The organism is Clostridium sp. AM34-11AC (assembly GCF_003435375.1).
GTDB lineage: Bacteria > Bacillota > Clostridia > Lachnospirales > Lachnospiraceae > Pilosibacter > Pilosibacter fragilis.
Map to the genome: position 1 here is coordinate 1 of NZ_QWGL01000020.1, position 22,108 is coordinate 22,108.

At 48.5% G+C, this 22,108-nt stretch carries 21 protein-coding genes and 6 tRNA genes; 24 read left to right on the plus strand and 3 right to left on the minus strand.

What is annotated here, in order from left to right; genetic code table 11:
- The first annotated feature begins 89 nt into the window (after positions 1-89).
- The 6 genes from DW826_RS11790 (at position 90) to DW826_RS11815 (ending at position 658) form a co-directional block, all read left to right on the plus strand.
- Positions 90-162: transfer RNA gene (locus DW826_RS11790), tRNA-Val, on the plus strand.
- Positions 163-178: 16 nt separating this feature from the next.
- Positions 179-251, plus strand: a tRNA-Thr gene (locus tag DW826_RS11795).
- 28 nt (positions 252-279) lie between these two features.
- Positions 280-361: transfer RNA gene (locus DW826_RS11800), tRNA-Tyr, on the plus strand.
- Between the two features lie 53 nt (positions 362-414).
- Positions 415-488 (plus strand) — tRNA-Met (locus DW826_RS11805).
- 4 nt (positions 489-492) lie between these two features.
- A tRNA-Phe gene (locus tag DW826_RS11810) sits at positions 493-565 on the plus strand.
- 20 nt (positions 566-585) lie between these two features.
- Positions 586-658, plus strand: a tRNA-Lys gene (locus DW826_RS11815).
- 125 nt (positions 659-783) lie between these two features.
- On the opposite strand, the gene DW826_RS11820 is transcribed toward DW826_RS11815, so the two are convergent.
- Positions 784-1,470: a TIGR00266 family protein gene (locus DW826_RS11820; protein ID WP_015553911.1), complete on the minus strand. Its 687-nt coding sequence runs from the start codon at positions 1,468-1,470 to the stop codon at positions 784-786.
- Positions 1,471-1,777: 307 nt separating this feature from the next.
- On the opposite strand from DW826_RS11820, the gene DW826_RS11825 reads away from it, so the two are divergent.
- From DW826_RS11825 to DW826_RS11905, 18 genes are all read left to right on the plus strand, one after another.
- On the plus strand, positions 1,778-3,049 hold the full coding sequence (locus DW826_RS11825) for a hypothetical protein (protein ID WP_147327148.1): 1,272 nt from the start codon (positions 1,778-1,780) through the stop codon (positions 3,047-3,049).
- A gap of 222 nt (positions 3,050-3,271) precedes the next feature.
- Positions 3,272-4,843, plus strand: a complete 1,572-nt coding sequence (locus tag DW826_RS11830; protein ID WP_278286578.1) for an aminotransferase class I/II-fold pyridoxal phosphate-dependent enzyme — start codon at positions 3,272-3,274, stop codon at positions 4,841-4,843.
- Between the two features lie 254 nt (positions 4,844-5,097).
- Positions 5,098-5,679 (plus strand): guanylate kinase, encoded by a 582-nt coding sequence (locus DW826_RS11835; protein ID WP_117552809.1) that lies wholly within the window; start codon positions 5,098-5,100, stop codon positions 5,677-5,679.
- Positions 5,680-5,830: 151 nt separating this feature from the next.
- Positions 5,831-6,823: a DNA polymerase III subunit delta' gene (gene holB / locus DW826_RS11840; protein ID WP_117552823.1), complete on the plus strand. Its 993-nt coding sequence runs from the start codon at positions 5,831-5,833 to the stop codon at positions 6,821-6,823.
- 10 nt (positions 6,824-6,833) lie between these two features.
- Positions 6,834-7,745: a stage 0 sporulation family protein gene (locus tag DW826_RS11845; protein ID WP_117552810.1), complete on the plus strand. Its 912-nt coding sequence runs from the start codon at positions 6,834-6,836 to the stop codon at positions 7,743-7,745.
- A complete protein-coding gene (locus DW826_RS11850) occupies positions 7,735-8,472 on the plus strand; it encodes a tRNA1(Val) (adenine(37)-N6)-methyltransferase (RefSeq protein ID WP_117552811.1) in 738 nt (245 codons plus the stop codon). The genes DW826_RS11845 and DW826_RS11850 overlap by 11 nt, the downstream gene beginning before the upstream one ends.
- Positions 8,473-8,668: 196 nt before the next feature.
- Positions 8,669-9,517: a 16S rRNA (cytidine(1402)-2'-O)-methyltransferase gene (rsmI, locus tag DW826_RS11855; RefSeq protein WP_015553916.1), complete on the plus strand. Its 849-nt coding sequence runs from the start codon at positions 8,669-8,671 to the stop codon at positions 9,515-9,517.
- Between the two features lie 214 nt (positions 9,518-9,731).
- Positions 9,732-10,007: a hypothetical protein gene (locus DW826_RS11860; RefSeq protein WP_117552812.1), complete on the plus strand. Its 276-nt coding sequence runs from the start codon at positions 9,732-9,734 to the stop codon at positions 10,005-10,007.
- A 168-nt stretch (positions 10,008-10,175) separates the two neighbouring features.
- Positions 10,176-11,303: a poly-gamma-glutamate synthase PgsB gene (gene pgsB / locus DW826_RS11865; RefSeq protein WP_117552813.1), complete on the plus strand. Its 1,128-nt coding sequence runs from the start codon at positions 10,176-10,178 to the stop codon at positions 11,301-11,303.
- Positions 11,296-11,721, plus strand: a complete 426-nt coding sequence (gene pgsC, locus DW826_RS11870; RefSeq protein WP_117472162.1) for a poly-gamma-glutamate biosynthesis protein PgsC — start codon at positions 11,296-11,298, stop codon at positions 11,719-11,721. Before pgsB ends, pgsC begins: the two co-directional genes overlap by 8 nt.
- Positions 11,722-11,737: 16 nt before the next feature.
- Entirely contained in the window at positions 11,738-12,811 is a 1,074-nt protein-coding gene (pgsW, locus tag DW826_RS11875; RefSeq protein ID WP_117552814.1) for a poly-gamma-glutamate system protein, read from the plus strand.
- Positions 12,801-14,240 carry a HAMP domain-containing sensor histidine kinase gene (locus DW826_RS11880; RefSeq protein WP_117552815.1) on the plus strand — a complete coding sequence of 480 codons (1,440 nt, stop codon included), beginning with the start codon at positions 12,801-12,803 and terminating at the stop codon, positions 14,238-14,240. The genes pgsW and DW826_RS11880 overlap by 11 nt, the downstream gene beginning before the upstream one ends.
- Positions 14,209-14,832 carry a response regulator gene (locus DW826_RS11885; RefSeq protein WP_117483873.1) on the plus strand — a complete coding sequence of 208 codons (624 nt, stop codon included), beginning with the start codon at positions 14,209-14,211 and terminating at the stop codon, positions 14,830-14,832. The genes DW826_RS11880 and DW826_RS11885 overlap by 32 nt, the downstream gene beginning before the upstream one ends.
- 341 nt (positions 14,833-15,173) lie before the next feature.
- Positions 15,174-17,036: a gamma-glutamyltransferase gene (gene ggt / locus DW826_RS11890; protein WP_165859998.1), complete on the plus strand. Its 1,863-nt coding sequence runs from the start codon at positions 15,174-15,176 to the stop codon at positions 17,034-17,036.
- A 93-nt stretch (positions 17,037-17,129) separates the two neighbouring features.
- Positions 17,130-17,789, plus strand: coding sequence for a DUF6305 family protein (locus tag DW826_RS11895; RefSeq protein ID WP_117513033.1), 660 nt, complete (start codon positions 17,130-17,132; stop codon positions 17,787-17,789).
- Positions 17,790-17,872: 83 nt separating this feature from the next.
- Positions 17,873-19,159, plus strand: coding sequence for a TRAP transporter large permease subunit (locus DW826_RS11900; protein ID WP_015553925.1), 1,287 nt, complete (start codon positions 17,873-17,875; stop codon positions 19,157-19,159).
- A 15-nt stretch (positions 19,160-19,174) separates the two neighbouring features.
- Positions 19,175-19,330: a hypothetical protein gene (locus tag DW826_RS18260; protein WP_015553926.1), complete on the plus strand. Its 156-nt coding sequence runs from the start codon at positions 19,175-19,177 to the stop codon at positions 19,328-19,330.
- Positions 19,331-19,345: 15 nt separating this feature from the next.
- Complete coding sequence (locus tag DW826_RS11905) at positions 19,346-20,473, plus strand: succinylglutamate desuccinylase (RefSeq protein ID WP_181968053.1); 1,128 nt, start codon at positions 19,346-19,348, stop codon at positions 20,471-20,473.
- A gap of 67 nt (positions 20,474-20,540) precedes the next feature.
- Here the strand turns inward: DW826_RS11905 and DW826_RS11910 are convergent, their stop codons facing one another.
- A complete protein-coding gene (locus DW826_RS11910) occupies positions 20,541-21,068 on the minus strand; it encodes an ECF transporter S component (protein ID WP_117552816.1) in 528 nt (175 codons plus the stop codon).
- 212 nt (positions 21,069-21,280) lie between these two features.
- Positions 21,281-22,039: an amidohydrolase family protein gene (locus tag DW826_RS11915; protein WP_015553930.1), complete on the minus strand. Its 759-nt coding sequence runs from the start codon at positions 22,037-22,039 to the stop codon at positions 21,281-21,283.
- Positions 22,040-22,108 lie beyond the last annotated feature (69 nt).

Sequence of the window (22,108 nt, forward strand, 5' to 3'; positions counted from 1 at the left end):
TGTCACGGCGGAGGTCGTGGGTTCGAATCCCATCCGGGTCGCGCATACATTTAGGTTTCCAGTATGTATGTAAGTATTATTTAAAATTTGGGGTCTTAGCTCAGCTGGGAGAGCATCTGCCTTACAAGCAGAGGGTCATAGGTTCGAGCCCTATAGGCCCCATTTTTAGACAGTACATGCCGATGTGGCTCAATTGGCAGAGCAGCTGATTTGTAATCAGCAGGTTATCGGTTCGAGTCCGATTATCGGCTTTAGTTTTAAAAACTAAATAATTCTTATGGGCGGATTCCCGAGTGGCCAAAGGGGACAGACTGTAAATCTGCTGCAACTTGCTTCGGTGGTTCGAATCCACCTCCGCCCATTAAATAGGTATTGATTTTTCGATATTTATTTTGTATAATTAAAAAGCATCGTCGCGGGGTGGAGCAGTCTGGAAGCTCGTCGGGCTCATAACCCGAAGGTCGTAGGTTCAAATCCTGCCCCCGCAATTATGCCCAGATAGCTCAGTTGGTAGAGCAGAGGACTGAAAATCCTCGTGTCGCTGGTTCGATTCCAGCTTTGGGCATTACAACTTCATAGTTGTATGGGATATTAGCTCAGTCGGTAGAGCACTTGACTTTTAATCAAGTTGTCCGGGGTTCGAATCCCCGATGTCTCATTAAGTTGCGGAAGCCGAGAGGTTTCCGCTTTTTAGTATTCTAAAGTTTGCTAAAAAAGAGGTTGCTGCACATTCACACAGCAACCTCTTTTTAGGTTAAAGTATATGTTGTTGAAAGTCGAAGATCAGTTTGATTTTGTCGGAATGAACTGTGCAATGCGTCCGGCGAAATCAGCGATATTCTGAGTCTGAAGGATCACACGGCCAGGACCGGTAAGCTTTGTGAGGAAGAGACCTTCGCCGCCGAAAAAGATGTTTCCAAGGCCTTTGATCGTCTCAACTTCATATTTTACGGTTTTCTCGAACGCAACGATATTTCCTGTATCAACTTTGATCACTTCGCCCGGTGCAAGCTGTTTCTCGACAACATCGCCGTCGATTTCGAGAAAGGCCATTCCGGAACCGGAGATGGATTCAAGGATGAAGCCTTCGCCGCCAAACAGTCCGGAAGTAAATTTCTTTGTGAAGGTGACATCAAGATTTACAGAATCCTGTGCGCAGAGGAATGCACCTTTCTGGCAGATCATGCCGCCGTTTTCTGCCGCGTCGATCGGAAGAACCTGACCAGGTACAGTTGACGCAAATGCGATCGTGGCACCCGGAGCATCCGCACGGTAGGTAGCCATAAACATGGATTCACCGGCAAACATGCGGCCAAGACCTTTCATAAATCCGCCGCGTGTGTTTGTGGACATGGAAATCCCTTCAGACATCCAGGACATTCCGCCGGACTGTGTATACATGGTTTCGCCTGGAGCATCAAATTTGATCTCAACTGCAGGGATAGTTGTGCCAATAATTCTGTATTTCATAGGATCCTCTCTTTCTGGCGTATTGAACGATGAAAATACGCTTGTATTGCTGTATCCAAAAGATACACAAGGGTGAACAAATATATTATATCATACTCTGCCGATAGTTACAGAAGAAATACTGGAATGAAATTTACATGAAATTTACAGTGAAAAATCCTGTTTATGAAAATAACAAAATGATAACATGTTTACAGTTTCCTTAAATATGGGGGTGCTCGCTTGTGTGAAAAAATTATGGATGATAGAATATCGGTAACAAGTTCAGTGACAGGCGAGTTCAGTTTTGGAAAAAGAAGGTGGCAAGGTGAAAAAGATTTGGATGATGACGGCAGCTTTAGGACTAGGAATCTGGCTGACAGGGTGTTCGCCGGCTTTTGTTCCGGTAGAAGATCCGAGTGAGCCACAGACAGAGGAACGAAATAGTCCTGAAACGGAAAAAGAAGATCAGAGGGAAAATCTGGCCTTTCAGCCACTTTCGAAGGAAGAACGTCGGTGGATCGTAACAGAATTGGAATCCTTTGATGGAGATCATAAATTTTCGGATATGGATCCGGAAAAGGCAGCATCCTGCGGCGGAGAGATCCGGGATGCGTATGATTTTGTTGGACGGGAGACGGAAAATGGTTACGGGTATGTCCTGGGATTTCGAAAAGGCAAGGAGGATCCGCTGAAAGATCTCAGCATTTACAGCATTGATGATGTGATCGAGGCTGAAAAGTGGAACGAGGACGAAAGTATTTTTGAAAAAGTATATACTTTCGAAAATGTTTATGAAATGTATTACACGGAAGCAAAGGATGTTCTGTTTTTTGTTCCGAGCGGAATAGAAGAACCGGAAGAACTCAGAAAAGCGTTTACATATAGCCTCTGTGACGGTGACGAGGGGGTCCGGTATCTGGAGACTGTAAAGAAGCGCGGCGTGCGGATGTCACCACCGGAGGACGGCGGATATCTTACCGTCCGAAGATTTGAAGATGCAGAGGTACTGGAGGAATATATTCCTTTGACTGAGGATCAAGAGAAAGAGATCACCGGCTCGGATGAGATCATTGATCCGGTCATGTATGGAATAGATGGGATCACATATGCGGCAAGCCAGGAAATTTATGAGTCAGAAAACCCGGATCCGGATGAGATCACGGTTCCGGCATTAAAAATTGCAGAGGAAAAATGTGAATTTCAGACGGTCGGAACGGAAGACATGAAAGAAATTACAAGTGCGGAACTTGAGGTGGTCCCGATTTCCAAAGAGCTGGAGAAAAACACCGATTTGGCGCGCAAAGATTCTGCTGACTCGGAGGTCGTAGGGATTTCCGAGATGCTGCAGGATCCGGAATTGTTAAAAAGGCTGGAGGAGATCCTGGCGGGGGCATCTTTTGATGAAGCGAAAGAATGTCCGTATAACGGGATCCTGACGCTGACAAAGGCGGATGGGACACAGGTAGTGGTGAGACTGGCATCGGACGGATGCGATTCGATGGTTTATGGCAGCTATAGCTTTTATCAGGCAGCCGGGGGTGAAGTCGCGGAAATTTGGGATATGTTTCCGGAGGTAAAAGCGGAGATTGTAAAGTAAGCCGGCGTTTGTAGTATTGACATTTCTTATGGAATACAGACAGATATTAGACTGGGTGAACAAAGAAGACTGGAGTGCATTATTGGATGTAGGACAGTCGCAGATTGAGAAACTTCTCTCGGAGCAAAAAGAAAAAAATATTTTATAACGAATGCGGATGCGAATTTGACGGACAACTCCCAGTTCATTTGCAGGCGGATGGGAAACAGGAGAATAAAAATTTTGAATTACAGAAAAGAAAAACAGCCGGGACTTTTAGAACGGCTGACAGAATATGCGGGCTCGGATGCGTATCCATTTCATATGCCGGGACATAAAAGACGGGAGATTACGGATGGGATCCCGGGGGGATTTCCGGACCCGTATGGGATCGATATCACGGAGATCGATGGGTTTGACAACCTGCATCATGCGGAAGGAATTTTGAAGGACGCCATGGATGAGGCGGCTGCGATCTACGGGACGGACCGGTCCTGGTATCTTGTGAATGGGAGTACCTGCGGGATTTTAAGTGCAGTTTTTGCGACTACGGAAAACGGCGGAAAGATCCTGACAGCGAGAAACTGTCATAAGGCGGTGTACCATGCGATCTGCCTGAACCGGCTGGAGGCGGAGTATCTGTATCCGGAGGAGATCACGGAATTCGGGATCAATGGAGGAATCCGTGCGGAGGATGTGAGAAAAGCGCTTGAAAAGGATGCGATGCACTGTGCGGGAAATTCGGGGGATGTGAGAGGAAAAATCACGAAAATCCAGGCAGTGCTCATCACATCCCCAACCTATGAAGGCGTGGTGTCGGATATCCGGGCGATCGCGGATGCGGCTCATGAATACGGGATCCCATTGATCGTCGATGAGGCGCATGGGGCACATCTGGAGTATGCAGATCAGTGTCACAGCTTTCCGAAATCGGCGTTGGAATACGGGGCTGATATCGTGATCCAGAGCCTTCATAAGACGTTGCCATGCTTTACACAGACGGCAATCCTGCATGTGAAGGGAAAACTTGTGGATCAGGACAGAATTTCGAGGTATTTGTCCATGTTTCAGACATCCAGCCCGTCATACCTTTTTATGGCTGGGATGGAGCGGTGCATCCGGTATATGGATGGGGACGGAAGAAATGGGATGGTCCGGTATGAGAAAAGACTGGAGCGCTTTATGGAGCGGATGGAAGGACTTCAGGTACTTGAGGTCCTGGACCGGGAAATCTGTGGGAAATATCGGACGGTGGCCGGATGGGATCCGTCGAAGATCGTGGTTTCCACGATGTGCGCAGAGGATTTTCATGGGGAAGAGCTGGCGGAGACACTGCGGAGAAAATACCATCTTGAGATGGAGATGACAGCGCCGGAGTATGTGATCGCGATGACGTCGCTGATGGACACGGAGGAAGGATTTGAGCGGCTTGGAACGGCGCTGCGGGAGATTGACGGGGCGCTGAGACACCGCACGGAGTCCGGGCGAAAGGAGAAAGCAGCTAGTGAGACTCCAGAAGGCCTGGAATCTAAACTTTCGCACCCGGTCAGGAGAATGCTCATCTGCGAGGCGATGAATGCCGATACGGAGCGCACAGCGCTTCAGGATACGGTCGGGAAGGTATCTGCGGAGTTTGTGTATCTGTATCCGCCGGGAATCCCGATCATCGCGCCGGGAGAGGTCTTCACGGATGCGATCGTGGAGAAGATCATGGCGTATAAGGCAGCAGGGCTTCTTGTTCAGGGACCGGCTGATCCGGATGCGGACGTGATCTTAACATGTCAGACGCCAGGGCTTGTTCATAAAGGATGCTGATGAGTATGCTGCTGGGGAAGGAAATCGTTAGTGATTCAATTATTTTTCCAAGCAGGAACAGGAATTCTTACATCGTATAAGTGGAGACGCGGATCCCGTGAAATTATCGAGCGAGGATGGAAACAACGGTTGCACGGGACCTCTGATTTTGATACAATGAAAAGATAGAACCTGAAAAGTGGTTGTAAAAGTTCGATCGAGAAGTCTTATCTGACAGGGATAAAAATTATAATACAGAAGGCTGAGAGAAACAAATGGGCAGGATATATTATCTTCTTGGAAAGAGCGCGACAGGAAAAGATACACTGTATAAGGAAATCCTGAAACGGAGACCAAAGCTGCGGACGGTGACGATGTATACAACAAGACCGATCCGGGAAGGCGAGACGGACGGAGTGGAATATTTCTTTACCGGTCGAGAGGAGCTGGAGCGGCAGCTGGCTTCCGGAAAGGTGATCGAGTCGAGAACTTATCAGACGATCGCTGGTCCGTGGACTTACTATACAGTGGATGACGGGCAGTTTGATGTTGCCGACGACGAGTCCTGTCTTATGATCGGGACACTGGAATCTTACGAGAAGATGTGTGCCTATTTTGAAGCGGGAAAGATGGTCCCGGTCTATATCGAGGTCCCGGACGGGATCCGGCTTCTAAGGGCCGTCAAACGCGAGGAAAACCAGAAAAGGCCGAATTATCGGGAAGTCTGCCGGAGATACCTTGCAGACGAAAAAGATTTTTCAGAGGAAAATCTGGAACGCCTGGGAATTACGAAGAGATATCAGAATACGGATATGGAAATCTGCGTGGAAGAAATCCTAAGGGATTTGGATAAATAACTTTTTATAGGCGCTATTTTGTGGTAAGATAAAATGGAAACACCGTTATCGGGAACAGTTAAATGTTCTGTTTGAACCGGGAAGATCCGGCGAAAAAGGCAGTGCCGGAACTAACAGGATGAGGAGGGATGCGGCTATGTCAGAAGAAAAGATCATGGGATTTGAAGAGATCCTCGGGAATGAGATGGTGAAAGATCACTTTAAAAAGGCGATCCAGAACCATAAGATCTCACATGCTTATATCCTGACGGGAGAAGCCGGCATGGGAAGAAAATCGATCGCGAATGCGTTTGCAATGACGCTCCTGTGCGAGAAAGGCGGAAGTGAGCCGTGTATGATGTGCCATTCCTGCAAGCAGGTGATGAGCGGAAACCACCCGGATCTCATCTATGTAACACATGAAAAGCCGGGAAGCATCGGCGTGGATGATGTGCGGGAACAGATCAACGATACGATCATGATCCGCCCGTACAGCAGTTATTATAAGATCTATATCGTGGATGAGGCGGAAAAGATGACAGTTCAGGCGCAGAACGCCTTATTAAAGACCATTGAAGAGCCGCCGGCCTATGCGGTCATCATTCTGATCACGACAAATCAGGAGGCGTTTTTACCGACGATCCTCTCCAGATGTGTCCAGATGAAGTTAAAGCCGCTTAAGGATTTCACGATCAAGAGTTACCTGACCCAGAATCTCCATATTGCGGAGAAGGATGCGGATATCTGCGCTGCATTCGCAAGGGGAAATCTCGGAAAGGCGATTCATCTGGCTTCGTCGGATGAATTTAGGGAACTTTTCCAGAAGGTCATGGTTCTCGTGAAAAACGTGGGAACTATGGATATTTCGATGCTTCTGGATTGTATCCGGGAGATGAAAGAGCAGAACTTTGATATCGGTGAGGTGCTGGACTTAATGCAGCTCTGGTACCGGGATGTGCTCATGTTCAAGGTCACCAAGGACATGAACCTGCTGATTTTCAAGGATGAATATAAAATGATCAACGAGACGGGTGAGAAAGTCGATTATGCCGGGCTGGAAGCAATTTTGGCGGCGATCGACACGGCAAGAACACGTTTAAATGCGAACGTAAATATGGAATTAGCGATGGAATTACTTCTGCTGACCATGAAGCATCCGTCATAAGGAGCGAAGAATGACGAAAGTAATTGGGATCCGCTTCCGAAAAGCGGGAAAAGTGTATTATTTCAGTCCTGGTGAGAATGAGATCAAGACCGGCGACCATGTGATCGTCGAGACAGCCAGAGGTGTGGAATATGGATATGTGGTGCTTGGAACCCACGAGGTGGATGATAAGAAGGTGATCCAGCCGTTAAAGTCCGTGATCCGTATGGCGACACCGGCGGATGAGGAGACGGAGCGCCGCAACAAAGAGAAAGAAAAAGAGGCCTTCAAGGTATGCGTTGAGAAGATCAAGAAGCACAATCTCAGTATGAAGCTCATTGACACGGAGTATACCTTCGATAATAATAAGGTGCTGTTCTATTTTACGGCAGACGGAAGAATCGATTTCCGTGAGCTGGTAAAGGATCTGGCTTCCGTATTTAAGACAAGGATCGAGCTTCGCCAGATCGGTGTCCGCGATGAGACAAAGATCGTGGGCGGAATCGGTATCTGCGGAAGACCGCTTTGCTGTGCGTCCTATCTTTCTGAATTTATTCCGGTATCCATCAAAATGGCGAAGGAACAGAATCTGTCCCTGAACCCGACGAAGATCTCCGGTGTCTGCGGAAGACTGATGTGCTGCTTAAAGTACGAGGAAGATACTTATGAGGAATTAAACGGAAGACTTCCGAATATCGGCGACTATGTGACAACAGACGACGGTTTAAAGGGCGAGGTCCACAGTGTGAGCATCCTGCGCCAGCTTGTGAAGGTCATTGTGACTGTGAACAACGATGAGAAGGAGATCCGTGAATATAAAGTGGATCAGTTAAAATTCCGCCCGAAAAAGAGACGGGAAAAGCAGTCCACGAACGATGCGGAGCTTAAGAAGTTAGAGGCTCTTGAGAAAAAAGAAGGGAAATCAAAACTCGATGACGATTGAGTTAAAGGAAAATGAGCGTCTGGATGATCTTCAGAGAAATGGACTGCAGATCATCCAGAAGACAGATGGGTTCTGCTTTGGTATGGACGCGGTGCTGCTTTCCGGTTTTGCTGCTGTAAAGCCCGGGGAGCGGGTACTGGATCTTGGAACCGGGACGGGGATCATTCCGCTTCTTCTTTCCGCAAAGACGGAGGGAGAACATTTTTCAGCGCTTGAGATCCAGGATGAGATTGCCAGGATGGCGGAGCGGAGCGTAAAATTAAACCATCTGGAAAATAAAATTGAGATCGTACATGGAGATATCAAGGAAGCCAGCCGGATTTTCGGAGCGGCTTCCTTTGATGTCGTTACGACAAATCCACCGTATATGAATGACTCCCACGGGCTTAAGAATCCGACGGAAGTGAAGGCGATCTCGAGACATGAGGTCCTCTGCACGCTGGAGGATGTTGTGCGGGAAGGCGCGAAGGTCCTGAAACCGGGCGGAAGGATGTATATGGTCCACCGGCCGCACCGTCTGATCGAGATCTTCGGGACGATGAAGCAGTATAAGCTGGAGCCGAAGCGGATGAAAATGGTCCATCCGTTCAAGGATAAGGACGCGAACATGGTCCTCATCGAGGCGGTCCGCGGCGGCGGAGCCTGGATGAAGGTCGAGGCGCCGGTGATCGTTTATAAGGAGCCGGGCGTGTATACGGATGAGATCTATTCGATTTACGGGTATTAAATTGTTGTGAGGGTTCTTTTGGCGGATGAGCCGGAAAATGTCAGGAATTTTCTAAACGAAAAGCTCCGGATAATGTAGGAATAGTCGCGGATCTTGCCAATCCGGAATGGAATCATCCGTAAACTCGCGTTACGGAAATGTTGAGATAAAAAGCTGTCGGTGAAAAAGCAGCATCGGGCAGCAGGAGGAATTGGTCATGCAGGGAAAATTATATTTATGTGCAACGCCCATCGGGAATCTGGACGATATCACGCTGCGGGTGTTAAATACGTTGAAAGAGGTGGATCTGATCGCTGCGGAGGATACGCGGCACAGCATCAAGCTTTTAAACCATTTTGACATCAAGACACCGATGACCAGTTACCATGAGTTTAATAAGGTGGAAAAGGCGAGAGTTCTCGTTGAGAAGATGAAGGAAGGCACGAATATCGCACTGATCACGGATGCCGGGACGCCGGGGATCTCGGATCCGGGCGAGGAGCTTGTAAAGCAGTGCTATGAGGCCGGAATCGAGCTGACTTCTCTTCCGGGACCGGCGGCATGCATCACGGCGCTCACAATCTCCGGAATGGCGACAAGACGGTTCGCGTTTGAGGCGTTTCTGCCGTCGGATAAGAAGGAAAAGCAGAGAATTCTGGAAGAATTAAAGTCAGAGACCCGGACGATCATCCTCTATGAGGCGCCGCACCGTCTGGTACGGACCTTGGAAGAGCTTCTTGAAGCGTTAGGAGACCGGAGGATCACGATCTGCCGGGAACTCACAAAGAAGTACGAGACGGCATTCCGGACCACATTTCAGGGGGCATTAGATCACTTTGAGACGGAGGAACCGCGGGGCGAATGTGTCATCGTAATCGAGGGAAAGAGCCCGGAGGAGATCAAAAAAGAGAAGGAACAGACCTGGGATGCCATGTCGATCACGGAGCACATGGATGTTTACCTGTCACAGGGAATCGAGAAGAAAGAAGCGATGAAGCTTGTGGCGAAGGACCGCGGAATCGGGAAGCGGGATGTGTATCAGATGCTTTTGGATGAGCAGGAATAGAGAATTAGAGAAGAAGATGTGTCGCTGGTTATTGAGTGAGATGACTGGTGGTACGTCTTCTTTTTTGCGAAAAATTACAGACAAATGACCAAAAAATAACGAATATCTTAATAATATAGCAGAGAAAAAATAATAGTTGAAAAACAGGGGGGGGTAAATGATATAATTCAAGTAGATGAAACGGAAACAATCAGCATAGCGGAGGGCGATCTATATGAAGAAAAAAATGTGGTTAACATTATGTAACTTAGGCGTTTCAGTAGTGTTTTTATTATCGTTATATAGCTATACAAAGGGTATGAGAATGTTTTCGCTGGGATTAGCAATGGCACTTCTTATAGAAATAGGTATCAGAGGGTTTATTGAGCAGAAATTTTCGCAGGAGGGCGCTGAGGTAAATGGAAATAAGATTTATCATGTATCTGAAATATTAAGATATGCCTGCGCTATTATTTTGGCAATAGCAGTGTGGCGCAATGGGTTTAAATGACAGTGATTAAAATAATAGTTGTAATATATAAAATGCTTCTTTTTCCCAAAACAATAATGCAGTTGGGAAGAAGAAGCATTTTCTCATATTTATCTGTGGAGTTTTGTGTCGTTTCGGAGTATGATTTAAGAAAATGGTTCTTCTGAACGATAAAATCAGAGGTGTTTTATGCTTAAGATTACGATTCTTCTCTTAGGGCTTTTCTGGTGCCTGGGACTTTGGATAGAGGGGCGGGAGGCGGCGAAAAGCCGCGCGACCCTGCGTCACGTGGTGCATGTAAACGGCACACGAGGGAAATCTACGGTCTGTCGGCTGATCGAGGCCGGATTGCGGGCAGGCGGATTGCGGGTATTCTGCAAAACTACAGGTACGGATCCGATGACGATAGATGTTTCCGGCAATGAAGAGCCTCTGCGCCGCAGAGGCAAAGCCAATATTAAAGAGCAGGTCGGCATTCTGCGCCGTGCTGCCGCCCAGAATGCGGAAGTTCTGGTGATCGAGTGCATGGCATTGCAGCCCGAATATCAAAGCTGTGCGCAGCATCGCATTTTGCAGGCCGATGTGGGCGTGATTACGAATGTGCGGCACGATCATGCCGATGTGATGGGGGACAGCCTTCCGAAAATTGCGGATACGTTGAGCAACACGATTCCCAAGGGAGGAGTTTTATTTACGGCCGATGAGGCCATGGCAGACCGTCTCAAGAATCATGCGGAGGAGCTGGGCAGTCGCTTCGTTCTGGCACGTCCCACTGGGGATGAGCCGGATTTTGATTTTGCCGAAAATATTTCCCTGGCACTAGCTGTATGTGAAGATCTGGGCGTTTCGCGGGAAACAGCTCTTGCGGGCATGGCACATTATAAGCGCGACCCTTATGCGCTGGCACTATATAAGATGGGGCAGGGGATTTTTGTGAATGCCGTTTCGGTAAATGATTCTGATTCCACCTGCATCGTCTGGGAAGATCTGCAGAAAAAACTTGGAGAGAAGGCCGGAAAGCTTATTTTGATCGTATGCAACCGGGCTGATCGGGGAAGCCGCACCCGGGATATGCTGACTGTATGTGAGAGACTGGCTCCGGCCGAGGTCTGGCTGGCAGGTTCGCATAAAGACTATATGACTGCCAAACTGCACCGGTTCTTGCCTGATTGCGCCGTGCGCAGTTTTTCACAGGCTGACGATATGCCTCTAAACGATACAGAACCAGGTACAGTGCTGTTTGCAGTCGGCAATTTGTATGGAGCGGGGCGCAAACTGATCGCCCGTGTCCGCGAGGAGGGAGAGCCTTATGTATAATCAAATCATTCTGTTAGGTGTAGTGGTGAGTATGATCTTTACCGAGATTACCGGGCTTTCGGCTGGACTTATCGTACCCGGTTATCTGGTTCTGGCGTTACATAGCCCCGGTCGTATTGTTACTACGCTGATTATGGCATCCGTGAGTGTGCTTTTATGCCGTCTGGCATCGCAATGGCTGATTTTATTTGGTCGACGCCGGTTTGCCTTTCTGATCCTGCTGACCTTTGTGCTGAATTGTGTACTTTCCGCATGGAGACTGCTTCCCTTCAGTGTGATTGGCATTTTAATGCCAGGTATTCTGGCGCGGGAAATCGATAGACAGGGATTCTTCGATGCCTTTCTGGCAATTGCCGCCACTACGCTTTTTACGGCGCTGATCTTACTGCTTATCGGGCAAAAGCTGCCCGGCGTGTGAAAGGAGGCGTTTTCGCATGAAAAGTTTGCAAAAACGCCGAAGCACGGCACTTATCCTGGCTGTGGTCTGGCTGGCCGTCGGCCTTGTCCTTACATTGGCGATGGGACAGACGAAAGCCACGGAAGACTATGAGATCAAACTTTTGGCTGCCCAGAAGCTGCAGGGCTGGATGGATGATATCCGGGATTATAAGCTGGAAGCAGGACTTTCCCTCACTCCTTATGATACGCACAAGACCGGAATGATCGGCGATGAATATACGCCAATTACCACCAGCCTTGGCTCGGAGGAGGCGAAGCGGACCACGGCAAACCCGGACATGGCCGCACTGCTGGTGCAGATGCTCACCGAGGCCGGGGTAAAGTCCGGCGATACCATCGGTGCGGGCTTTTCGGGTTCCTTTCCAACGTTGAATCTGGCTGTGCTGGCCGCCGGTGAGGCGATGAATGTGAAGGTGATCTATATCGCTTCCATGGGAGCGAGCACCTTTGGGGCAAACCAGCCGCAGTTTACCTTCCCGGACATGGTCTGCCGCCTTTATCTTGACGGCAGGCTCCAGACACCTCCGGCTCTGATCACACCGGGCGGTGATTATGACTGTGGAGGTGAAATGTTTGAGGAGGAAAAAGGGGAGGCACTTGCCCGCATTGCGTCCTATGGCGTGGCAGATATCATGCAGGAGCGCGATTTCGCGGCAAACCTGAAGGCACGTGAGAACCTGTATGAGACGTTAGGTCCCATAAGCTGTTTTGTCGGTGTGGGCGGAAACATTACGACCATCGGCCTGGAAGAGGACAAGATGAAGGCCGGTGTGATGGTTCCCTATACGGTTACCAGTGTGCGCAGTGATGACGGACTCTTGCAATATTATAATGCACATGGTCTGCCGGTTCTGCATCTGTTAAACATCAAGCAGCTGGCTGCCCAGTACGGTTTGCCGTTTGATCCAGAGACAATCGTCCCGCCAGGACAGAGTGCCCTGTATTACCATACGGTATATCCACATTTTCCGGCTCTGTCCGGGATCCTTGGGGCTGTGTGCATATTAGTTTTTGCCTTTAAAAGGAGATCCATGAGTGATGACAGGTAATATCAAACTGGCGGGTTTCGAGATCCACAAAATAGACCGCAAAGAAATGATGATCGGTCTGGCGTTGATCGCGCTGAGTTTTTTAATGCCGGTTTTATTTACGGTACAGAACTTTCAGGTGCGGGAGTATATGCATCTTGCGTTGGAAAAGCAGGAGAAGACCGATCTGATGGTGGCTGCTTTACGCCTGGTGATGTTAAATGCCCTGCGCGCTGCTCCGCATTATATCGGAGCATATTATATTGCCGAGTCGGTGGAACTCTACCGGAGAGGGAAAAAAAGTTGGATACCCAATGCATGCATGATTTTACTGATCCTGCCGCTTGTATATGAGGGCATTGGTCTGGTGCATGGTATTCGTTACGACTTTGGTTTGCCTGCTCTGCTTCTGGGTTCATCCGTGGTGCTGTTTCGGCGTCTGGATTATCAATATATATCATTAACCAAAAAGAACCTGATGCTGCTGATTTTTACTATAGCTTTTCAGTTCCTGGACATCATGCCGCTGATGAGCGGTCTGCCCGTGGGACGCGGTGAGACGAGTTCTGATATCAAGCTGTTTGCTGATGTTCTGGAGGCCAATTCTCTCTTAAATGCCATCGGTGCAGTGGGAATTTTAGTTGTAGCCCTGTTTGCAACGATTATTCTCCTGCAGCTGCGAGATGAGAATAATCTTCTGCGTCTGTCGGAGGAAAAAGAAAAAATGCAGACCGTGCAGAGCCGTGCCGCACTGCTGGAAATGAAAAACCGTACCTACCGGGAAATGAAATATCTGGTGCACGATTTAAAATCGCCTCTGACCAGTACTCAGACTTTGGTGGGAATTTTAAAAATGCAATGTGAGGTTGACGGAAGAAACAGGGAAATCGAATATCTGAGCCGCATTGAAAGCCAGATGGATCGGATGAGCAGTATGATCTCGGAAATCTTATATGAAAACAGGCGCAGTCCCAGCGACACCAAGCACATTTTAGATATGGCACTTGCGCAGATATCGGTAGAGAATTACGCATCTAACGTGCATATTGACAATGAGGTACCGGAGCTTCAGGTAAGCGTAAACAGTATTTTGTTTACGCGCGTGTTAGTAAATCTGATCCACAATGCTGCACTGGCGGTTGAGAAGGGGCGGGAGCTTGCCATTTGGATCCATGTACGGGCCCGCCTGGTGGATGACTTGCCGTTTATCACCTTTTCTGTTTCAGATAACGGCTGCGGTATGACTGAGCAGCAGCAGGCCACCATGTGGGAACAGGGAATTTCCGGCTTTGGCTCCAGCGGCCTGGGACTTGCCTTTGTGAAACAGACCGTGGAAGCCATGGACGGCTCGGTGATATCGGAAAGCCAGCCGGGCAAGGGCACACGGTTCATCATATTTTTACCGGAGGTAGTAAACCATGGAACGAAAGATTACGATACTTTCCATTGACGATGAAGAAAATATTCGCTTTGCCTTAGGCGAGCTGTTTCATTTTCAGGGCTGGGAGGCCTGCAGTGCCCCAAATGTAAAAAAAGGCCTGGAGCAGTTTCGTTTACACAAACCTGACATTGTATTAATCGATTATCACATGCCCGGCATTAACGGCGTGGAAGGAGTGCAGATGTTGCGTGCACTTTCACATACTGTGCCAATTATCGTGTTTACAATTGATGAAAGTCAGGAGGTGGCTGACCAGTTTCTTCAGGCGGGTGCCAGTGATTTTGCCTTGAAGCCCATCAAGGCTCCAGATATTATCAGCCGCATCAAGCTGCATTTACGCCTTTTAGAACGAGAGCATCAAAAACAGGCACCTTTGGACAAAGGCTTAAGCGAGGCCACGATGCAGCTGGTGCTGGATTCATTAAAAGAAGGTGAGGATTACATGACAGTAAATGAGGTGGCTCGCAGCAGCGGTCTTGCCTATCAGACGGTATACCGTTACCTGCAGTATCTGATTCAGAATAAGAAAGTGGAAATGGTGAGCATTTACGGCAAAGTCGGCCGCCCGCGCCAGTTATTCCGCTGGGTTGAAAATATGTAAGCGATCTATAATGAAACGAAAAAAGTTTTACCTTGAGAAAACGAGGCAAAACTTTTTTTTGTTTAATATGAAACTCGATTTAATTGATCAAAGGACATTATTACATTTTTGAGAAAAATATGAGAAAAAATAGACTTGAATAGAGCAATTTTGTATAATTTACACAGTTCCTACAGAACTTCGACACAGTTTCTACATAAATATTACTCTTATCCTGGGGATCAGCTTTCCCCCCGACTTGAGATGTGATGGTAAAGCTTTCGCTTACTAATAAAAGACACCACAAAACAGAGAGGAGTTGCCGATGGGCGGCGAACCTCTCAAACAAAAGGAGGATGACAATGAAAAGATCAAATCGTCTGGTTGCAAGATCTGCAGTTGCACTCAGTCTGGCAGCTTCATTGACTGCCTGCGGAACTGCTTCCTCAACGACAACGACAGCGGCGAGCAGTGAGGCTGCTACCGAGACAGCTTCCGAAACAGAAGCTGCTTCTACGACCGAAACCGTTGGTGAGGATGTCTGGCTGCCTTACAACGAAAACCTCGAGAAGAAGCGTGATGACCGTGACGCTACCGGTAAAAACGGCGCGGTTGCTTCCTGTAACTGGTACGCCAGCAAGGCAGGTCTGGAAATTCTGAAGGAAGGCGGAAACGCCTTTGACGCAGCGGCTGCTGTAGCCTACACTCTGGGCGTGGCTGAGCCGTACTTCTCCGGCCTGGGCGGCGGCGGATTTATGACTATTTATAGTGCCAAAGATGACAAGGTGAGTGTCCTTGATTTCCGTGAGACTGCTCCTGCCGCTGCTAATGCACAGATGTGGTTGGATGAAAACGGAAAGATGGAGCAGTTCAGTCTGGACGGCGTGAATAATCTGGGTGACAAGAGCGTGATCGGCGGTCTGTCGGTAGCTGTACCTGGAGAAGTTGCTGGTTTTGAGTATCTTCTTGATAACTACGGTTCTGATGCCGTAAGCCGTCAGCAGATCTTCCAGCCTGCTATCGACACAGCCAACAACGGCTATGTAGTGGGAGTTACCTTTAAGGAAGAGCTGGACAGCGAGTATACCGGTATTGCCGCAAACGAGACTTTAAGCAATATCTACCTGGATGAGAGCGGACTGCCGTATGAGGTTGGTGATGTGATCAAAAACCCGGATCTGGCAAAGACCCTGCAGCTGATCGCTGATGGCGGTAAAGATGCTTTCTATACCGGCGATATGGCACAGGCTATGGTGGATGCTGTTGCGGCTTGGGGCGGCAACATGACCATGGAGGACCTTGCAAATTATGAAGTAAAGGTTCGTGAGCCTGTCGTTGGTCACTATAAAGATTACACCATCTACTCTTTACCACCGGCATCCTCCGGCGGTACACACCTGGTTGAGATCCTGAACATTCTCGAGAACTACGACGATATGGACAAGATTGGTGTAAACAGCGCTGAGTATGTACATCGTTTCTCTGAGGCTTTCAAGATTGCCTTCGCAGACCGCGCGCAGTATATGGCAGATACTGACTTTGCTGATGTTCCGTTAGCTCAGCTGACAAGCAAAGACTATGCTGCAGAGCGTTATAGCGAGATCACTGATAAGAGCGGCAGCTATGTGGCTGTAGAGCCGGAAGAGTTAGAGCATTATGCAACTACAAGCTTTTCCGTTGTTGACCAGTGGGGCAACATGGTAGCCTGCACAAAGACTATCAACTACGGCTTTGGTTCCAAGGTTGGTGTTCCTGGCTATGGATTTATTATGAACGACGAGATGGATGATTTCTCAGCTGATCCTGAGAGCGTAAACTGCGCAGAAGGCGGAAAACGTCCGTTATCCAGCATGAGCCCGTCTATCGTTTTATATCCGGATGGATCTCCGTACATGACAATCGGAAGCCCGGGAGCTACCCGTATTTTCCCGACGATCGCTCAGGTTATTGAGCGCATGATTGACTACAATATGGATATTCAGGACGCGATCGATTGTGCACGTATCTACGACAACGCATCTGAAAATATCTGCTATGAGTCCGGCGGTGTGAACCCGATCACTCCTGAGGTTGCTAAAGAACTGCAGGATCGCGGACATGAAGTTACCGATAAGGGAGAATGGCAGCTGTTCTTTGGCGGCGTACAGGGAATCTCGATCGGTAAGGACGGAACCCTGCGCGGTGGTGCGGATCCTCGCCGTGACGGTAAGGCTCTGGCATATTAATTTTCATTTCCAGTAATACATGAACTATCAATGCTGCCTGCTTCCCGATAACGGGGCGGACAGCTGTAAAATAAGAAAAGGAGATATACGATTATGAAGAAACTTGGTATTTTTATTGCGGCTAGTGCTTTGACATTATCTTTGGCTGCTTGTGGTTCCGGCGCTTCCGGCACAACAACTACCGCAGCGGCGGCAGAAACCACAGCAGCAGCTTCCGCAGAAACTACAGCGGCAGCAGGTGCTGCAACTGAACTGACTGAGATCAGCGCAGGTATGTGCTCTACTCCGGCTATCCTGACCAGTATTGGACAGAGTGCTGATGTAGACATTGCAAATACACTTTGCACAAAGGCTGGCATTGAAGTAACAATGAATAAGAACATCACAGGCGCAGATCTTCCAGATGACTGCAAAACTCTGATCCTTGCAGTCGGTGGATCTTCCAAGGGACTTGGTGCTGCCGGTATCGATGCTGACCAGGAGCTTGCACGTACTGACGCTCTGATTTCCGCTGCAAAGGAAAAAGGCATCATTGTTCTTGCTCTGCACACTGGCGGATCCGCTCGTCGCGGTACCTTATCTGACAGCTTTATCACTCCGGCTTTCCAGGGCTGCGATGCTGCTATCGTAGTTTCTGAGGGAGATTCCGATGGTCTGATGTCTGGTATCTTATCCGGCAACGGAACTCCTGCAATCTATGTAGATAACACTGCAGGTACTCTTGACGCTTTAAAAACTGCATTTGGTCTGTAAATCTGAGTTACTAAACAAACAAACAAACTAACCTGCGGCCTGGCTGAACGGGCCGCAGTGATTTTGAAGAGGAGAACATCATTATGACACCTTACGTGATCACTTTTATTGTGATGGTCGGTGTTTTCATGATCGGCTGCTTTGCATTCAAACTGCCTGTTGGCGTATCAATGCTGATAGCAGCGCTCTGCGGTGCTCTTGAGGGCGGCCTCGGCACCGAGACTATCCGTATGATGGTAGAGGGCGAGTTCGGTTATGTAGATACCATTCTGACTATTGGCTGTGCCATGATTTTCATGAAGGTCATTGAGGGATCCGGTGCTCTGGATGCTTTAAGCAGCCTGATTATTGAGAAATTCCATCGTTTCCCTGCTGTTTTACTGGTTTTAATCATGCTCATCATCATGTTCCCCGGCATGATCACCGGTTCTTCCACTGCAGCAGTTCTTTCAGCAGGTTCCATTATGGCTCCGGTTCTTGCATTAATGGGAATTGATGCCGTTACCTCAGGCTCCATTATCGCTATGGGTGCTCTGCTTGGTATGATCGCACCTCCTGTAAATACCGCTGCATTAATTATCTGCGCAGGTATCGATGTTCCTTATGTTGGTTTTGAGGGTCCGCTGGCCTTAATCACTTTCCCGTTAGCGATTCTGTTCGTGCTTTTACTCGGCTACAAGCAGGCACGCCACATGGACTATGAAAAACTGAAACCTGCTCTTGAAAAGCAGGATGCGATTCGCAAGCAGTACGGTGTGCGCATCTACATTCCGTTACTGGTTCTGGTTGCTTTAATGGTTATCTTTAAGGTTCTGAAGTTAGGCGAAGACATCGGTATGCCACTCATGTTCCTTATCAGTGCTGCCGTTGGTCTGTTCACCGGAAAGAAGATCAATGTACTGACTGCTGTACCGGAAGCCATCCGTACCGCAGCACCTGTTATGGGTATTCTGATGGGTGTTGGTATGTTCATCGAAGTAATGACAGCGACCGGCGTTCGCGGTCTGGTAGTTATCAGCTGTCTGCGTCTTCCGAGCACATTGTGGCTCTTAGCCTGCGCGATCAGTATTCCGCTGTTTGGTGCAGTTTCCTCTTACGGCGCATGCTCGGTTTTAGGTGTTCCGTTCGCTTACATTTATGCTTCACTTTTAGGCGGAAATTCCGTTGTGGTCTTAGCTGCTATCAGCCTGATCGCTGCTGTGGGTGATATGATGCCTCCTACCGCTTTAGCGGGTCTGTTCGCTGCACAGGTTACAGGTGTAGAAAAATACACTAAGATCCTGAAGCGTTGTATTGTGCCTATCATCATTCTGCTGGTTTACGCTTGTTTCTTCCTGGCAAATTCAAAACTGATTGCCGGACTGTTTTAAAGGAGGGACTGAATTATGAGTATTATCACGATCATTTATTTAGCCATCGCCCTTCTGGTTTTTGTAAGCACACTGTACAACATGATTTTTAAGGAAGAACGCCTTGTTGATCAGATCAACGCAGCTATGATTTTAATTCCTCTGCTGCTGCGCATCTTCCTGATCAAGTAAGGAGGGTGAATGAAAATGAAGAAAACGTATCTGTCCGCCGTTGCCATCCTGGTTTGCGCGGCTCTTGTTGGCGGTATTGCCGGTACGAGCTTTTATACCAAGCGCCATTTCAAGGAAGACATCGTGACTGGTCCGAATGTGACCGAGGTATTTAAGTTGAGCCGTTATAATCCAAACCTGGAAGGCACCATCGGCGATTCCGATGTGTATGTACTGAAAGGCGAAAAAGAGGGAGGTTCCCTTGTTGTTCTGGGCAGCACCCATGCCAACGAACCTTCTGGGCATATGGCCGGCATTATTCTGGAAGAGAATGCAAAGGTTGAGGCGGGCACCATTTATGTGATCCCGAACATCAATAATTCCGCTTTGACCCACAATGACCCGCTGGATGGTTCTCCACAGTACATGCACTTCACCACAAAAAATGGTGACACCAGAACATTCCAGTACGGCTCTCGTGCAACCAACCCGATCGACCAGTGGCCGGATCCGGATATTTACACACACAAGTCTTCCGGTCAGACACTTTCCGGTTCAGAAACTCGTAACCTGAACCGATGCTATCCGGGAGTTGAGGATGGTACTTTGTCTGAGCAGGTTGCTTATGCGGTAACCAATATGATCAAGACCTTAGATATTGACATGGAGATCGATCTGCATGAGTCCAGCCCGGAGTATGCTGTAAACAATGCTACCGTAGCTCACGAGCGCGCTTCTGCTATTGCATCTGAGGGCGTTCTGAATCTGGAATTAGAGGGAATTTCCATGAGCCTGGAGCCGTCTCCGGTTTCCTTACATGGTCTGACTCACCGTGAGTTGGGTGACTATACCAATACTTACGCACTGTTGATGGAGACTGGTAACCCTAGTCAGGGCCGTCTTCGTGGCTATACAGATGAGGATCTGGTAAAGACAGGTGAGGATCCTTGCTATGTGATCGCCTATGATCTGGGGCTTCTGTATGTTGACTACAGTTCCGGCAACTTCCCAATCGAGTTGCGTACGGGTCGTCATCTTGCTGGTATCAGCGCTTACATCGATGCGTTCAACAATAACAGCAGCGAAGATAAGCAGATCATTGTGGAAGGTATTCCGACCTATGACGAGATGATCAACAGCGATTTAGGCGATTTCCTTCTGTAAAAATTTTATACAGACCCAATGAAAACCCCGGTCTGCAGTGCATGAACATTGCAGACCGGGGTTTTTGTTACGCAAATTTTGCCTTTAATGTTCGGATCGCCGGGGACTGTACGAGGATCGTGTAGGCTACGCCGCCGAGGACGATCCCTGCGATGGTCTGCATGGACAGGGTGAACATTTCACCGAAGGCAACAACGGTGCCGTAGAGCGGGATCTTTACGAGCGTGTAGCCGATAATATGGGCGATGCCGCCGACGATAGCACCGACGAGCCAGGAATATTTAAAGTTCGGCAGAAACTTGTAGGCAATCGTTCCGGCGATGAACGCCCAGAGACCTTTTAATACCATGGTCGGGAGAACCCATACCGCGTAGCCGCCGAGAAAATCGGAGAGACCTGCGCCGATGGCACCGGCGAGGACGCCGCGTCTTGTGCCAAATAAGCAGACGGTCAGGATGATCATGCAGTCGCCGAGGTGGGTGTAGCCAAAGGCGGAAGGAATTTTAAAGAAATAGGTTCCGACAAATACCAGAGCGCTCATTAAGCCGATGATGGAGATATCGAGGGTGGTGTCCTGGTGTGAGTGATTTTTCATAGGGGTGTCCTCCTTGAATACAATAATTTCAAATTTTTAATAAATTTAAATGATTCAAACACATGCAACAAAACTCTGTGATATGCAGATGAAAAACTTTTGGCAGGCTTGAATGAAAACGATTTGGCTTTTCGAAGTCGAAATTTCAGTGACACAATTTAAAAAATTGCTGTAACATTTACCCCCTGTTTCTGCAGTGGATACAAAAACTTCTATTTTAATCCCATAAATTTAGCTGCGTTATGATAGAAAATGTTCTCCAGTCCTTCATCATCCACGCCGCATGCCATGATCTTCTGGATCTCAACGGTCGGGGCATGGAACGGAGAGTCGATGCCGAACATGACTTTCTCATGGCCGACGGTGTTGTAGGCGTTGGCGATCTGGACACTCATGGAGGTTCCGGAGGTCTCAAGCCAGATATTGTCGTATTTTTTTGCCATGGTGATCGCTGCATCGACGTAAACACCGTGGGCATGTCCCATATGGATCATGACGATCGGGAGGTGCGGGTGGCGCTCAGCCAGAAGTCCGATCTGCCACGGAAGGGAGAAGGGCGGATGACCGGAATGGATGAATAACGGTTTTCCGTACTTTTCGCAGATCTCAGCGACGGGATCCACGCAGGGATCATCGGCGCAGTAGCCGTCAAAGAGGGACTGAAGCTTTGCACCGGCGAAGTGTTCGTCACGGATATAATGCTCTAAGGCATCGTAAGCCGGTTTTCCTTCGGCACAGTTGATCCACATGAGCGGGATGATCTTATCCGGGTGAGCCTTGAAGGCAGCAACGGTCTCTTCATTTGTGTGCGGGCCGTCGGAACAGAGGATCGTCTTTTCAATATTGAATTCTTCCATCTGTTTTAAGAGAAGGTCTGCATTAAAGTGGATATTGAACGGACTGCCGAAGGTGCCAATATGGCTGTGGGCATCGATTTTTTTAAATTTGCTGAAATCGCTTGTAATACTCATAATATCGCTCCTTTTATCTAAGTCAGATAAGACTCCCACTTTTTCTGGTGGTGAGCCATAGCAAATTGT

Bases quoted from the DNA above. Each gene is read 5' to 3' on its own strand.
- DW826_RS11905 (WP_181968053.1), top strand. From the start codon at position 19,346: ATGAAGAAAACGTATCTGTCCGCCGTTGCCATCCTGGTTTGCGCGGCT.
- DW826_RS11885 (WP_117483873.1), top strand. From the start codon at position 14,209: ATGGAACGAAAGATTACGATACTTTCCATTGACGATGAAGAAAATATT.
- pgsC (WP_117472162.1), top strand. From the start codon at position 11,296: ATGTATAATCAAATCATTCTGTTAGGTGTAGTGGTGAGTATGATCTTT.
- DW826_RS11900 (WP_015553925.1), top strand. From the start codon at position 17,873: ATGACACCTTACGTGATCACTTTTATTGTGATGGTCGGTGTTTTCATG.
- DW826_RS11915 (WP_015553930.1), bottom strand. From the start codon at position 22,039: ATGAGTATTACAAGCGATTTCAGCAAATTTAAAAAAATCGATGCCCAC.
- ggt (WP_165859998.1), top strand. From the start codon at position 15,174: ATGAAAAGATCAAATCGTCTGGTTGCAAGATCTGCAGTTGCACTCAGT.
- DW826_RS11820 (WP_015553911.1), bottom strand. From the start codon at position 1,470: ATGAAATACAGAATTATTGGCACAACTATCCCTGCAGTTGAGATCAAA.
- DW826_RS11860 (WP_117552812.1), top strand. From the start codon at position 9,732: ATGAAGAAAAAAATGTGGTTAACATTATGTAACTTAGGCGTTTCAGTA.
- DW826_RS18260 (WP_015553926.1), top strand. From the start codon at position 19,175: ATGAGTATTATCACGATCATTTATTTAGCCATCGCCCTTCTGGTTTTT.
- DW826_RS11910 (WP_117552816.1), bottom strand. From the start codon at position 21,068: ATGAAAAATCACTCACACCAGGACACCACCCTCGATATCTCCATCATC.
- DW826_RS11835 (WP_117552809.1), top strand. From the start codon at position 5,098: ATGGGCAGGATATATTATCTTCTTGGAAAGAGCGCGACAGGAAAAGAT.
- rsmI (WP_015553916.1), top strand. From the start codon at position 8,669: ATGCAGGGAAAATTATATTTATGTGCAACGCCCATCGGGAATCTGGAC.
- DW826_RS11895 (WP_117513033.1), top strand. From the start codon at position 17,130: ATGAAGAAACTTGGTATTTTTATTGCGGCTAGTGCTTTGACATTATCT.
- pgsW (WP_117552814.1), top strand. From the start codon at position 11,738: ATGAAAAGTTTGCAAAAACGCCGAAGCACGGCACTTATCCTGGCTGTG.
- pgsB (WP_117552813.1), top strand. From the start codon at position 10,176: ATGCTTAAGATTACGATTCTTCTCTTAGGGCTTTTCTGGTGCCTGGGA.
- DW826_RS11845 (WP_117552810.1), top strand. From the start codon at position 6,834: ATGACGAAAGTAATTGGGATCCGCTTCCGAAAAGCGGGAAAAGTGTAT.
- DW826_RS11850 (WP_117552811.1), top strand. From the start codon at position 7,735: ATGACGATTGAGTTAAAGGAAAATGAGCGTCTGGATGATCTTCAGAGA.
- DW826_RS11880 (WP_117552815.1), top strand. From the start codon at position 12,801: ATGACAGGTAATATCAAACTGGCGGGTTTCGAGATCCACAAAATAGAC.